The sequence below is a fragment of the Enterobacter sp. BIDMC93 genome, from assembly GCF_001037805.1.
Classification (GTDB): Bacteria; Pseudomonadota; Gammaproteobacteria; order Enterobacterales; family Enterobacteriaceae; genus Enterobacter; species Enterobacter hormaechei_C.
In genome coordinates, this window is record NZ_KQ089962.1 from 149,499 (window position 1) to 162,825 (window position 13,327).

General features: G+C 54.0%; 7 protein-coding genes. 5 read left to right on the plus strand and 2 right to left on the minus strand.

Annotation, left to right across the window (positions count from 1 at the left end):
* Nucleotide 1: 1 nt before the first annotated feature.
* The 5 genes from thiG (at nucleotide 2) to SK58_RS00680 (ending at nucleotide 4,582) form a co-directional block, all read left to right on the plus strand.
* The gene (gene thiG / locus SK58_RS00660) at nucleotides 2–769 is read left to right on the plus strand and encodes a thiazole synthase (RefSeq protein ID WP_023302917.1); all 768 of its coding nucleotides are present in this window, start codon (nucleotides 2–4) and stop codon (nucleotides 767–769) included.
* On the plus strand, nucleotides 769–1,896 hold the full coding sequence (gene thiH / locus SK58_RS00665) for a 2-iminoacetate synthase ThiH (protein ID WP_015569973.1): 1,128 nt from the start codon (nucleotides 769–771) through the stop codon (nucleotides 1,894–1,896). Before thiG ends, thiH begins: the two co-directional genes overlap by 1 nt.
* Before the next feature lie 338 nt (nucleotides 1,897–2,234).
* Nucleotides 2,235–3,776: a sensor domain-containing diguanylate cyclase gene (locus SK58_RS00670; protein WP_045339800.1), complete on the plus strand. Its 1,542-nt coding sequence runs from the start codon at nucleotides 2,235–2,237 to the stop codon at nucleotides 3,774–3,776.
* A gap of 180 nt (nucleotides 3,777–3,956) precedes the next feature.
* Nucleotides 3,957–4,265 carry a PTS sugar transporter subunit IIB gene (locus SK58_RS00675; protein WP_010425948.1) on the plus strand — a complete coding sequence of 103 codons (309 nt, stop codon included), beginning with the start codon at nucleotides 3,957–3,959 and terminating at the stop codon, nucleotides 4,263–4,265.
* Nucleotides 4,265–4,582, plus strand: coding sequence for a PTS lactose/cellobiose transporter subunit IIA (locus SK58_RS00680; protein ID WP_003862327.1), 318 nt, complete (start codon nucleotides 4,265–4,267; stop codon nucleotides 4,580–4,582). The genes SK58_RS00675 and SK58_RS00680 overlap by 1 nt, the downstream gene beginning before the upstream one ends.
* Before the next feature lie 115 nt (nucleotides 4,583–4,697).
* On the opposite strand, the gene rpoC is transcribed toward SK58_RS00680, so the two are convergent.
* The gene (rpoC, locus tag SK58_RS00685; protein ID WP_017384083.1) at nucleotides 4,698–8,921 is read right to left on the minus strand and encodes a DNA-directed RNA polymerase subunit beta'; all 4,224 of its coding nucleotides are present in this window, start codon (nucleotides 8,919–8,921) and stop codon (nucleotides 4,698–4,700) included.
* 76 nt (nucleotides 8,922–8,997) lie between these two features.
* Nucleotides 8,998–13,026, minus strand: coding sequence for a DNA-directed RNA polymerase subunit beta (gene rpoB / locus SK58_RS00690; RefSeq protein ID WP_015569976.1), 4,029 nt, complete (start codon nucleotides 13,024–13,026; stop codon nucleotides 8,998–9,000).
* Between the last annotated feature and the right edge of the window lie 301 nt (nucleotides 13,027–13,327).

Consider the following 13,327-nt stretch of genomic DNA (forward strand, 5'->3'; position numbering starts at 1 on the left):
GATGTTACGTATTGCCGACAAAGTCTTTGATTCACATCTGTTTACCGGAACCGGAAAATTCGCCTCCCCGCAACTGATGGTGGATGCCATTCGTGAAAGCGGCAGCCAGCTGGTGACGCTGGCGATGAAGCGCGTGGATTTGCGTCAGCACAACGATGCCATACTTGCGCCGTTACTGGAGGCAGGCGTGACGCTCTTACCGAATACCTCCGGTGCGAAAACGGCCGAGGAAGCAATTTTCGCTGCGCAACTGGCGCGGGAAGCGCTCGGCACCCGCTGGCTGAAGCTGGAAATTCATCCGGACGCCCGCTGGCTGTTGCCCGATCCGATCGAAACCCTGAAAGCGGCAGAGAAGCTGGTGCAGCAGGGGTTTACCGTTCTGCCCTACTGTGGTGCCGATCCTGTGCTGTGCAAGCGTCTGGAAGAGGTCGGCTGCGCGGCTGTAATGCCGCTAGGGGCGCCCATTGGCTCCAACCAGGGACTGGAGACCCGGGCGATGCTGGAGATCATCATCGAGCAGGCGACCGTGCCCGTGGTGGTGGATGCGGGCATCGGCGTACCCAGTCACGCCGCGCAGGCACTGGAGATGGGGGCCGATGCGGTGCTGGTCAATACCGCGATTGCGGTGGCCGACGACCCGGTGATGATGGCGCGTGCGTTCCGCCTTGCCGTCGAGTCCGGTCTGCTGGCTCGGCAGTCCGGCCCCGGCTCGCGCAGTGTTCAGGCGCAGGCCACCAGCCCGCTGACCGATTTTCTGGAGGCGCTCTGATGGCTACCTTTACCGATCGCTGGCGTCAGCTTAACTGGGACGATATTGCCTTACGCATCAACAGTAAAACCTCTGCGGACGTAGAGCGGGCATTAACAGCCAAACATTTGACGCGCGAAGATTTGATGGCCCTGCTTTCTCCGGCAGCCAGCGCGTACCTTGAACCGATGGCCCAGCGCGCGCAACGCCTCACCCGCCAGCGTTTTGGCAACACGGTGAGCTTTTACGTGCCGCTCTATCTTTCTAATCTGTGCGCCAATGACTGCACCTACTGTGGTTTCTCCATGAGCAACCGTATTAAGCGTAAAACGCTGGATGAGCATGAGATCGCCCGCGAGTGTGCGGCTATTCGTGAGATGGGTTTTGAACATCTCCTGCTGGTGACGGGTGAACATCAGGGCAAAGTGGGGATGGACTATTTTCGCCAGCATCTTCCGGCCATCCGCCGCGAATTTGCCTCGTTGCAAATGGAAGTGCAGCCTCTGTCGCAGGAGGAATATGCGGAGCTGAAAACCCTCGGGCTGGACGGCGTAATGGTTTATCAGGAAACCTACCATGAGGCGACCTATGCCCGGCATCACCTGAAAGGGAAGAAGCAGGATTTCATCTTCCGGCTGGAAACGCCGGACAGGCTGGGGCGCGCCGGTATCGATAAAATTGGGCTGGGCGCGCTTATCGGTCTGTCCGACAGCTGGCGGGTGGACTGCTATATGGTGGCGGAGCATCTGCTGTGGCTACAGCAGCAGTACTGGCAAAGCCGCTATTCCATCTCTTTCCCGCGACTGCGTCCCTGTACGGGAGGCGTTGAACCCGCCTCGCTGATGGATGAGCGCCAGCTGGTGCAAACCCTGTGTGCATTTCGCCTGTTCGCGCCGGAAGTGGAATTGTCGCTCTCCACGCGTGAATCCCCCGCGTTTCGCGACCGCGCGATCCCGCTGGCGATCAATAACGTCAGCGCCTTTTCCAAAACGCAGCCGGGCGGTTACGCGGACGATCACCCGGAACTGGAACAGTTTGCACCGCACGACGGCCGACGGCCCGAAGCGGTGGCGGAAGCCCTGACTGCACAGGGGCTACAGCCGGTGTGGAAAGACTGGGATAGCTGGCTGGGAAGAGCCTCGCATTAGCGCTGAAACTGTCTGCAAAAATGCGAAAAGGTTACGAGGCGGCTCGTAAGATCATAACCGGGCGATTGAGGCGATCTGCCCGGTTTTCTTATGCTTAACCACGTCAGCAACGGACGCTGACCAGGGTGAAAATGCTTCTTCCTCGTTTCGCCCTGCCCTCCGCCTCTTAAACAAAATTCAATTGATACAATAAATACGTCGTTTCTTATCTACGCTTAAGATAAATCATCTCGTCGGTAATCGCCTTCTGTATAATTTACTACCAGCAACCGGACAGCGACTATGCTGAGGGTATCGACAGACGCAACGCGTCTACCATCTGGATTGATGTACAACTCATGGCACTCCACAGTAAAAAGCTCTCTTTTACCCGGCCAATTATGGTCAGCTTCGCGGGGATCCTGTTCAGTTTCGCGCTGATCGCCATCCTGGTCATCCTTTCACAGAGAAAGGATTTTCTTGAGGATTATCATAAAATTAATGGTAATTTCACCCATAATCTGGCGGTGAACTATACCGAATCCATCCTGCGAGAAAATGACTATATTCTTGGTCGCGCTGCGATGTACTTCGCCCGTAACGACAGAGTAAATCAGACAATAAATATCGATCCGACACACGGTTTGCAGATGTTGATGCATTTGCAGAACCTGATGCCGACGGTGTCGTCTATCTCTCTGGCGGACACAGAAGGGCGCCATCTGCGCGCGCCGGAAGTGCTGCCAACGGAGAAAAGTAAGTCGTTCGACGCCAGAACCCGCCCATGGTTTGTCGGGCAAGCGGAAGCCAGCAACTTTCCTCACTACACCCGCCCCTATCTGGACTATTTCACCCAACATCCTACTGTCACCCTCTATAAGCCGGTCATTTCACCGGAAGGCCGTCTGAAGGGCACGCTCGCTTTCCATCTTGATTTAACGTCCATGGGGTATACCCTGCGCCAGATGGTGGCGCCTGTTCAGGGTGAGTTTTTTGTCGTGGAGCGTGACGGCGCCGTTGTGCTGCATCCGGACACGGGGGCGCTCTTTAAGCAGTACGTAAGCGAAGCGCTGATGGACAAAATGACCAGCGGCGAAGGCCATCTTTTCGACCCCAAAAGTAAAACCTGGTATTACTACTACTCTTTCACCAATCCGGACTGGTTTGTGATTTATCGGGTCTCCGATGCCACGCTTAACGTCATCACCCGGCATGAAACCACCGTCGTCGGCTGGGGATTTGCGCTGGCGGCAATCATCATCATTTTGTTCGGGCTTTACCTTCGTCATGCCTCGCGTTCTGTGCTGATGAACATTATCAACGCCATCAAAACCGGCGACGTCAACCAGGCACCACGCCTTGAGGCGATGCTCAGCCATACCATTCGAACCAATAAAGAACGCGAGCTGGCCTATGTCCGTCAGGCCACCCATGATGCGCTGACAGGTTGCAAAAATCGCCGTGCGTTCGATAACGATGTGGATGAGCTGCTGACCGCTCATCAACCCTTCGTTCTGGCGCTGATCGACATCGATAACTTCAAATCCATTAACGACACCTGGGGCCACCTGAGCGGGGATATTGTGCTGCGCAACGTGGCGCGGGAAGGTATTCAGATCATGCAGCCGCACCACGTTTCCGTTTACCGCTACGGTGGAGAAGAGTTCGGCGTGATATTCCCGGCCGAGCTGATGAACTCCGCGCACGCGCTACTGGAAGCCTGGCGCACCGCCGTTGAAAAGCGGACCTGGCGGGAAGAGAACCTGCGAGTGACCTTCAGCGCCGGGATGGGAGAGTGGCACTTCGAACCGCTGGAACAATTTATCGGTAGCGTAGATGAAGCGCTGTATACCGCTAAACAACAGGGTAAAAACCGCATCGTAAGCACGGCCAGCCGATAATACCCTTCCTCAAATTCTGCCCGATCTGACGGGCAGAATGCTCTCCGCTGTAAAATTGTAACCGGTTTCAGAAAAATGCCGATTTCTTTGTGATGCCTGACACACAATCGCGGTAAAGCGGTTGTTGAAGCGGTCTGCACGGGATAATTATCAATAAACACATGTAGATCGAGGCTGACTATGAAGAACATCGTTTTATGCTGTGCAGCGGGAATGTCAACCAGCATGCTGGTTCAACGTATGAAAGATGCCGCGCAGAAAAAAGGAGTCGAAGTAACCATTAAAGCCGTTCCGGTCGCGGAGTTTAAAGATAACATCGCGACGGCTGATATCGTATTACTGGGGCCACAGGTTAAATACGAACAGGCAAAACTCCAGGCGCAGGCCGATCCGCTCGGAAAAAAGGTTGCGGTCATCGACATGATGGATTACGGCATGATGAAAGGTGATGCCGTACTGGAAAAAGCGCTCAAACTTCTGGAGTCATAATGGAAGACTTAGAAACCACGATTATGGAACTGCTGGTCAACGCAGGCGCAGCGCGCAGCGCGGCCCTGACGGCGTTACAGATGGCGCGAAAAGGCGACTTTGATGAAGCCGAGAAAGCGATGGAAGAATCGCGTGAATATGTGAAACATGCGCATACGATCCAGACGCAGCTTATTGGTCTTGATGAAGGGACCGGGAAACTTCCGGTTAACCTGATCACCGTTCACTCTCAGGATCACCTGATGAACGCGATGGTTATTCAGGATCTGGCGGGCGATATGATTGAGCTTTATCGACGTATCCCGTTAGTGAACTGAAGACATACAGATGTAAAAAAACCCGCCGAGGCGGGTTTTTTATTGTCGGGTGGCGCTACGCTTACCCGACCTGTGATTCATATGCCCGGTAATTTTACCTACCGGGCATCAACGATTACTCGTTGTCGGAACCGCCCAGACCTGCGTTCAGCAGTTCTGCAAGGCTCGCGGATGCATCTTCGGCAGTCACCTGCGGTGCAGCTGGCAGTTCGCCCGCTGCGCGACGACGCATACGATCCTGGTGGTACGCATAACCGGTACCGGCCGGGATCAGACGACCCACGATAACGTTCTCTTTCAGACCGCGCAGTTCATCACGTTTACCTGCAACAGCCGCTTCGGTCAGGACACGAGTGGTTTCCTGGAACGATGCAGCAGAGATGAAGGACTCGGTTGCCAGAGACGCTTTGGTGATACCCAGCAGATCGCGTGCGAAGGTCGCACCGATTTTGCCGTTCGCTTCCAGATCGCGGTTAGCGATCTTAACGCGTGAGTATTCAACCTGCTCGCCTTCCAGGAAGTCGGAGCTGCCCGCGTTTTCGATGGTTGCTTTACGCAGCATCTGACGAACGATAACTTCAATGTGTTTATCGTTAATCTTAACGCCTTGCAGACGGTATACGTCCTGTACTTCGTTAACGATGTAACGGGTAACAGCATGCACACCACGCAGACGCAGGATGTCGTGCGGCGCTTCTGGACCATCGGAAACCACGTCACCACGTTCTACGCGTTCACCTTCGAACACGTTGAGCTGACGCCACTTAGGAATCATCTCTTCGTACGGCTCGCTGCCATCTACTGGCGTAATAACCAAGCGGCGCTTACCTTTGGTCTCTTTACCGAAGGAGATGATACCGCTGATTTCAGCCAGGATCGCAGGCTCTTTCGGACGACGTGCTTCGAACAGGTCCGCAACGCGTGGCAGACCACCGGTGATGTCCTTGGTACCGCCGGATTCCTGAGGAATACGCGCCAGGGTGTCACCAGAGCTGATCTGTACGCCATCTTCCAGCTGTACAATCGCTTTACCCGGCAGGAAGTACTGCGCAGGCATATCGGTACCAGGGATCAGAACGTCGTTACCCTGAGCATCAACGATTTTCAGTGCAGGACGCAGATCTTTACCGCCGGTAGTACGTTCAGCAGAATCCAGAACCACCAGAGAAGACAGACCGGTCAGCTCGTCGGTCTGACGAGTAATGGTCTGGCCGTCGATCATGTCAGTGAAGCGGATGAAACCACTTACTTCGGTGATAACCGGCATGGTGTGTGGATCCCAGTTTGCAACGGTTTCACCGCCAGCAACCTGCTCGCCATCACCTTTCGCCATAACCGCACCGTAAGGCACTTTATAGCTCTCTTTGGTACGACCGAATTCGTCGATCAGCTTCAGCTCGGTGTTACGGGAAGTGATAACCAGTTTACCGCTGGAGTTCACAACCGACTTCGCGTTGCTGAGCTTGATGCTACCTTTGTTTTTCACCTGGATGCTGGATTCAGCAGCCGCACGAGATGCCGCACCACCGATGTGGAACGTACGCATCGTCAGCTGTGTACCCGGCTCACCGATGGACTGTGCCGCGATAACGCCGATAGCCTCACCTTTGTTGATGATGTGGCCACGCGCCAGGTCACGACCGTAGCAGTGCGCACACACACCAAAGTCGGTGTCACAGGATACAACGGAACGCACTTTCACGGAGTCAACAGAGTTCGCTTCCAGCAGGTCACACCACTGTTCGTGCAGCAGGGTGTTGCGTGGAACCAGAATGTCTGCGGTGCCCGGCTTCAGAATGTCTTCCGCGGTCACACGACCCAGTACGCGATCGCGCAGCGGCTCTTTAACATCACCACCCTCGATAACCGGGGTCATGGTGATACCTTCGAGGGTGCCACAATCGTCTTCGGTGACGACCAGATCCTGCGCAACGTCAACCAGACGACGCGTCAGATAACCGGAGTTCGCCGTTTTCAGTGCGGTATCCGCCAGACCTTTACGCGCACCGTGCGTGGAGATGAAGTACTGGAGTACGTTCAGACCTTCACGGAAGTTCGCGGTGATTGGCGTTTCGATGATGGAGCCATCTGGCTTCGCCATCAGACCACGCATACCTGCCAGCTGACGAATCTGTGCCGCAGAACCACGCGCACCGGAGTCGGCCATCATGTAGATGCTGTTGAAGGAGACCTGCTGCTCTTCTACGCCGTCACGGTTAATCACGGTTTCGGTTTGCAGGTTATCCATCATCGCTTTAGATACACGATCGTTCGCCGCAGCCCAGATATCGATAACTTTGTTGTAACGTTCGCCTGCGGTTACCAGACCAGACTGGAACTGCTCCTGGATCTCAGCAACTTCAGCTTCCGCTTCAGAGATGATCTCGTGTTTCTTCTCTGGGATGACCATGTCATCGATACCAACAGATGCACCTGAACGCGCTGCATAAGCAAAGCCGGTGTACATTGTCTGGTCAGCGAAGATTACGGTCGGCTTCAGACCCAGAATGCGGTAACAGGTGTTCAGCATTTTGGAGATCGCTTTCTTGCCCAGCGCCTGGTTGACGATGGAGAAAGGCAGACCTTTCGGTACGATCATCCACAGAATGGCACGGCCAACGGTCGTGTCTTTCAGGCTGGTGTGCGCAACGAACTCGCCGTTTTCATCTTTTTCGTATTCGGTGATACGCACTTTAACGCGCGCATGCAGAGAGGCCAGGCCAGCGCGATAAATACGCTCAGCTTCTTTCGGGCCAGTCAGCACCATGCCTTCGCCTTTGGCGTTAACACAGTCACGGGTCATGTAGTACAGACCCAGTACAACGTCCTGAGAAGGAACGATGATAGGTTCACCGTTCGCTGGAGACAGGATGTTGTTGGTAGACATCATCAGCGCACGCGCTTCGAGCTGGGCTTCCAGCGTCAGCGGTACGTGAACAGCCATCTGGTCACCATCGAAGTCGGCGTTATAGGCCGCACAAACCAGCGGGTGCAGCTGGATCGCTTTACCTTCGATCAGGACTGGCTCAAAGGCCTGGATACCCAGACGGTGCAGAGTTGGTGCACGGTTCAGCAGTACCGGATGTTCGCGGATCACTTCGTCCAGGATATCCCAAACGACAGCTTCTTCACGCTCAACCATTTTCTTCGCGGCTTTGATGGTGGTGGCGAGGCCACGCAGTTCCAGCTTGCCGTAGATGAACGGTTTGAACAGCTCCAGTGCCATTTTCTTCGGCAGACCGCACTGATGCAGACGCAGGTATGGACCTACGGTGATTACAGAACGACCGGAGTAGTCAACACGCTTACCGAGCAGGTTCTGACGGAAACGACCCTGCTTACCTTTGATCATGTCGGCCAAAGATTTCAGAGGACGTTTGTTAGAACCGGTGATCGCACGACCACGACGACCGTTATCCAACAGGGCATCGACTGCTTCCTGAAGCATACGTTTTTCGTTGCGTACGATGATGTCCGGCGCAGCCAGATCCAGCAGACGTTTCAGACGGTTGTTACGGTTGATCACGCGACGGTACAGATCGTTCAGATCCGACGTTGCGAAACGACCACCATCCAGCGGAACCAGCGGACGCAGATCTGGCGGCAGAACCGGCAGAACGGTCAGGATCATCCACTCTGGTTTGTTACCAGACTGAACGAACGCTTCCAGCAGTTTGATACGCTTGGTCAGCTTTTTACGCTTGGTTTCGGAGTTGGTTTCGTTCAGCTCTTCGCGCAGAGTTTCACACTCTTGCTCCAGATCCATGCTCTTCAGCAGGGCCTGGATAGCTTCCGCACCCATCTTCGCGTCGAATTCGTCACCGAACTCTTCCAGCGCGTCCAGATACTGTTCTTCGGTCAGGATCTGGTTACGTTCCAGATTGGTCATCCCGCCTTCGATAACCACATAAGATTCGAAGTACAGAACACGTTCGATATCGCGCAGCGGCATATCCAGCAGCAGACCGATACGGGACGGCAGAGATTTCAGGAACCAGATGTGAGCGGTCGGAGACGCCAGCTCGATGTGGCCCATACGCTCACGGCGTACTTTGGTCTGGGTCACTTCAACGCCGCACTTCTCACAGATCACACCACGGTGTTTCAGGCGCTTGTACTTACCGCACAGGCACTCGTAATCTTTTACTGGCCCGAAAATACGCGCACAGAAAAGGCCGTCACGCTCAGGTTTGAACGTACGGTAGTTAATGGTTTCCGGCTTTTTAACTTCACCGAAAGACCATGAACGGATCATGTCTGGCGAAGCCAGAGCAATTTTGATCGCATCAAACTCTTCGGTTTTAGTTTGCGCTTTCAGAAACTTTAATAAGTCTTTCACGGATTTGCTCCCGTCGGAGTTAGCACACTCTGCTGTCGGGCGTTAACCCGACAGCAGTGACCTGTTTGAGCGAGAATTACTCGTCTTCCAGTTCGATGTTGATACCCAGCGAACGAATCTCTTTCAACAGTACGTTGAAGGATTCTGGCATGCCCGGTTCCATCTGATGGTTGCCGTCTACGATGTTCTTATACATCTTAGTACGACCGTTCACGTCATCAGACTTAACGGTGAGCATTTCCTGCAAGGTGTATGCTGCGCCGTATGCTTCCAGCGCCCACACTTCCATCTCCCCGAAGCGCTGACCACCGAACTGAGCCTTACCACCCAGCGGCTGCTGAGTAACCAGGCTGTAAGAACCGGTAGAACGAGCGTGCATCTTGTCGTCGACCAGGTGGTTCAGTTTCAGCATGTACATGTAACCTACGGTTACCGGACGCTCGAACTGTTCACCGGTACGGCCGTCAAACAGCGTAATCTGACCAGACGTTGGCAGACCACCCAGTTGCAGCAGCTCTTTAATTTCAGCTTCTTTTGCACCGTCGAATACCGGCGTTGCAATTGGCATACCTTTGCGCAGGTTCTCTGCCAGACGCAGCACTTCTTCATCGCTGAAGGTGTTCAGGTCGACTTTCTGACGAACGTCGGTACCCAGATCGTAGGCACGCTGGATGAACTCGCGCAGTTTCGCGACTTCCTGCTGCTGTTTCAGCATGGCGTTGATCTTATCGCCGATACCTTTCGCAGCCATACCCAGGTGGGTTTCCAGAATCTGACCGATGTTCATACGAGACGGTACGCCCAGTGGGTTCAGTACGATATCTACCGGCGTACCGTTAGCATCGTGCGGCATATCTTCGATCGGGTTGATCTTAGAGATAACACCCTTGTTACCGTGACGACCTGCCATCTTATCACCAGGCTGGATCTGACGTTTAACAGCCAGATACACCTTAACAATCTTCAGCACGCCTGGTGCCAGATCGTCGCCCTGAGTGATTTTGCGGCGTTTCGCTTCGAGTTTTTTCTCGAACTCGTGTTTCAGTTCGTCATACTGCTCAGCCAGCTGTTCCAGCTGATTCTGTTTCTCTTCGTCGGTCAGGCCCAGTTCCAGCCAGCGATCGCGTGGCAGTTTGTCGAGCTTCTCAGCTTCAACGCCACCGGCAACCAGCACCGCATAGATACGGCTGAACAGACCTGCTTCGAGGATTTGCAGTTCTTCAGACAGGTCTTTCTTAGCCTGTTTGAGCTGCATCTCTTCGATTTCCAGCGCACGCTTATCTTTCTCAACGCCGTCACGGGTGAAGACCTGAACGTCGATAACCGTACCGGAAACACCGTTTGGTACGCGCAGAGAAGAGTCTTTAACGTCAGACGCTTTCTCACCGAAGATAGCACGCAGCAGTTTCTCTTCTGGCGTCAGCTGGGTTTCGCCTTTCGGCGTGACCTTACCAACCAGAATGTCACCGCCGGTCACTTCCGCGCCGATGTAAACAATACCGGATTCATCCAGTTTAGAGAGCGCAGCTTCACCCACGTTCGGGATGTCAGCGGTGATCTCTTCTGGCCCCAGCTTGGTGTCACGGGACACACATGCCAGTTCCTGAATGTGGATGGTGGTGAAACGATCTTCCTGAACCACACGCTCGGAGACGAGGATGGAGTCTTCGAAGTTGTAACCGTTCCACGGCATGAACGCTACGCGCATGTTCTGACCGAGCGCCAGTTCACCGAGGTCGGTGGACGGACCGTCTGCCAGCACGTCGCCGCGCTCAACTGGCTCACCCAGAGACACACATGGCATCTGGTTGATACAGGTGTTCTGGTTAGAACGGGTGTATTTGGTCAGGTTGTAGATGTCGATACCCGCTTCGCCCGGATACATCTCGTCTTCGTTAACTTTGATAACGATACGGGATGCGTCAACGTACTGAACGGTACCGCCACGCTTAGCAACTGCTGTAACACCAGAGTCAACGGCAACAGCACGTTCCATACCGGTACCAACCAGCGGCTTATCAGCACGCAGAGTTGGAACGGCCTGACGTTGCATGTTCGCACCCATCAATGCACGGTTGGCGTCATCGTGTTCCAGGAACGGGATCAGGGACGCACCGACGGATACCACCTGCTGGGTGGATACGTCCATGTAGTCAACCTGGTCGCGGCTGAACAAGCTGGATTCGCCTTTGCTACGGCAGGTAACCAGATCTTCTACAAAGTGGCCTTCGTCATCCAGGTTGGAGTTCGCCTGAGCAATAACGTAGTTGCCTTCTTCGATAGCAGACAGGTAATGAATTTCGTCAGTAACAACACCGTCGGTCACTTTACGATACGGGGTCTCGAGGAAACCGTATTCGTTCGTCTGTGCGTACACGGACAGGGAGTTGATCAGACCGATGTTTGGACCTTCAGGCGTTTCGATTGGACATACGCGACCGTAGTGAGTCGGGTGTACGTCTCGAACTTCAAAGCCTGCGCGTTCACGGGTCAGACCGCCTGGGCCGAGTGCGGAGATACGACGTTTGTGTGTGATCTCAGACAGCGGGTTGTTCTGGTCCATGAACTGAGACAGCTGGCTGGAACCGAAGAACTCTTTCACTGCCGCAGAAATCGGCTTCGCGTTAATCATATCCTGAGGCATCAGGGTATCCAGATCGCCCAGAGACAGACGCTCTTTCACCGCACGCTCTACACGTACCAGGCCAACGCGGAACTGGTTTTCCGCCATTTCGCCTACGGAACGGATACGACGGTTGCCGAGGTGGTCGATATCGTCCACTTCGCCTTTACCGTTACGGATATCGATGAGCTTCTTCATCACTTCAATGATGTCGTCTTTGCTCAGGATACCGGAACCTTCGATCTCGTCGCGCAGCAGAGAACGGTTGAACTTCATACGACCAACCGCGGACAGATCGTAGCGGTCTTCGGAGAAGAACAGGTTCTCGAACAGGCTTTCAGCCGCTTCGCGAGTTGGTGGCTCACCAGGACGCATCATGCGGTAGATTTCGACCAGCGCGCTCAGACGATCGTTGGTTGGGTCGACGCGTACAGTCTCAGAGATGTACGGACCGTGGTCCAGATCGTTGGTGAACAGCGTTTCGATACGTTTGTGGCCAGACTGGCTCAGCTTAGCCAGCAGATCCAGGCTCAGCTCCATGTTCGCCGGGCAGATCAGCTCGCCAGTTGATTCATCAACGTAATCTTTCGCGGCTACTTTTCCTGCAATGTATTCAACCGGAACTTCGATGTGTTTGATATCATCTTTTTCCAGCTGGCGGATGTGGCGCGCGGTGATACGGCGACCTTTTTCCACATACACTTTGCCGTCGGCTTCGATGTCGAACGACGCGGTCTCACCACGCAGACGTTCCGGCACCAACTCCATTTGCAACTTGTTGTCGCGGATTTCAAAGATCACTTTCTCAAAGAACAGGTCCAGGATCTGCTCAGTGGTATAGTTCAGTGCACGCAGAATGATGGTTGCAGGCAGCTTACGACGACGGTCGATACGGACAAACAGGTTGTCTTTTGGATCGAATTCGAAGTCCAGCCATGAACCACGGTAAGGAATGATGCGTGCGTTATACAGTACTTTACCGGAAGAGTGCGTTTTACCTTTATCGCTGTCGAAGAAGACGCCCGGGCTACGGTGCAGCTGGGAAACGATAACACGCTCAGTACCGTTGATAACGAAAGTACCGTTGTCCGTCATGAGTGGAATTTCACCCATGTAGACTTCTTGTTCTTTAATGTCTTTTACGGTGCCTTCCGGCGCTTCGCGCTCGTAGATCACCAGACGCAGTTTTACGCGCAGCGGTGCGGAATAGGTCACGCCACGGATCTGACATTCCTGAACGTCAAACACCGGTTCGCCAAGGCGGTAGCTGACGTACTGCAGCTCGGAATTACCGCTGTAGCTCTGAATCGGGAACACGGAACGGAAGGCTGCTTCCAGGCCGTACTGCCCTTCAGGATCTTGCTCGATAAACTTCTGGAACGAGTCAAGCTGGATAGAAAGGAGATATGGAATGTCCAGAACTTGTGGACGTTTACCAAAATCCTTACGAATACGTTTTTTCTCGGTATAGGAGTAAACCATAGGGTTCCTCAGCTCGCTGACAAGTCGACCCATCTGTCCGACGAAGGGACAGTTTGTGCAACACCATTTTGTGGACCGGAAAATTGAATACTTTCCGCAATACCTGTTGCTATCACGCTTAAACCATTTCATTGCGATTTACACAGAGCGAGCACCCTGTCGCAGTATATTAAGTCGTCGATAGAAACAAGCATTGTCAGGACAACCAGCAGTCAAACAGTGTGAAATGCTGCTGATGCCTTACAGCGCAAAAAGGCTGGTGACTAAAAAGTCACCAGCCATCAGCCTAATTGCTTAGGCT

Bases quoted from the DNA above. Each gene is read 5' to 3' on its own strand.
- thiG (WP_023302917.1), top strand. From the start codon at position 2: ATGTTACGTATTGCCGACAAAGTCTTTGATTCACATCTGTTTACCGGA.
- thiH (WP_015569973.1), top strand. From the start codon at position 769: ATGGCTACCTTTACCGATCGCTGGCGTCAGCTTAACTGGGACGATATT.
- SK58_RS00670 (WP_045339800.1), top strand. From the start codon at position 2,235: ATGGCACTCCACAGTAAAAAGCTCTCTTTTACCCGGCCAATTATGGTC.
- SK58_RS00675 (WP_010425948.1), top strand. From the start codon at position 3,957: ATGAAGAACATCGTTTTATGCTGTGCAGCGGGAATGTCAACCAGCATG.
- SK58_RS00680 (WP_003862327.1), top strand. From the start codon at position 4,265: ATGGAAGACTTAGAAACCACGATTATGGAACTGCTGGTCAACGCAGGC.
- rpoB (WP_015569976.1), bottom strand. From the start codon at position 13,026: ATGGTTTACTCCTATACCGAGAAAAAACGTATTCGTAAGGATTTTGGT.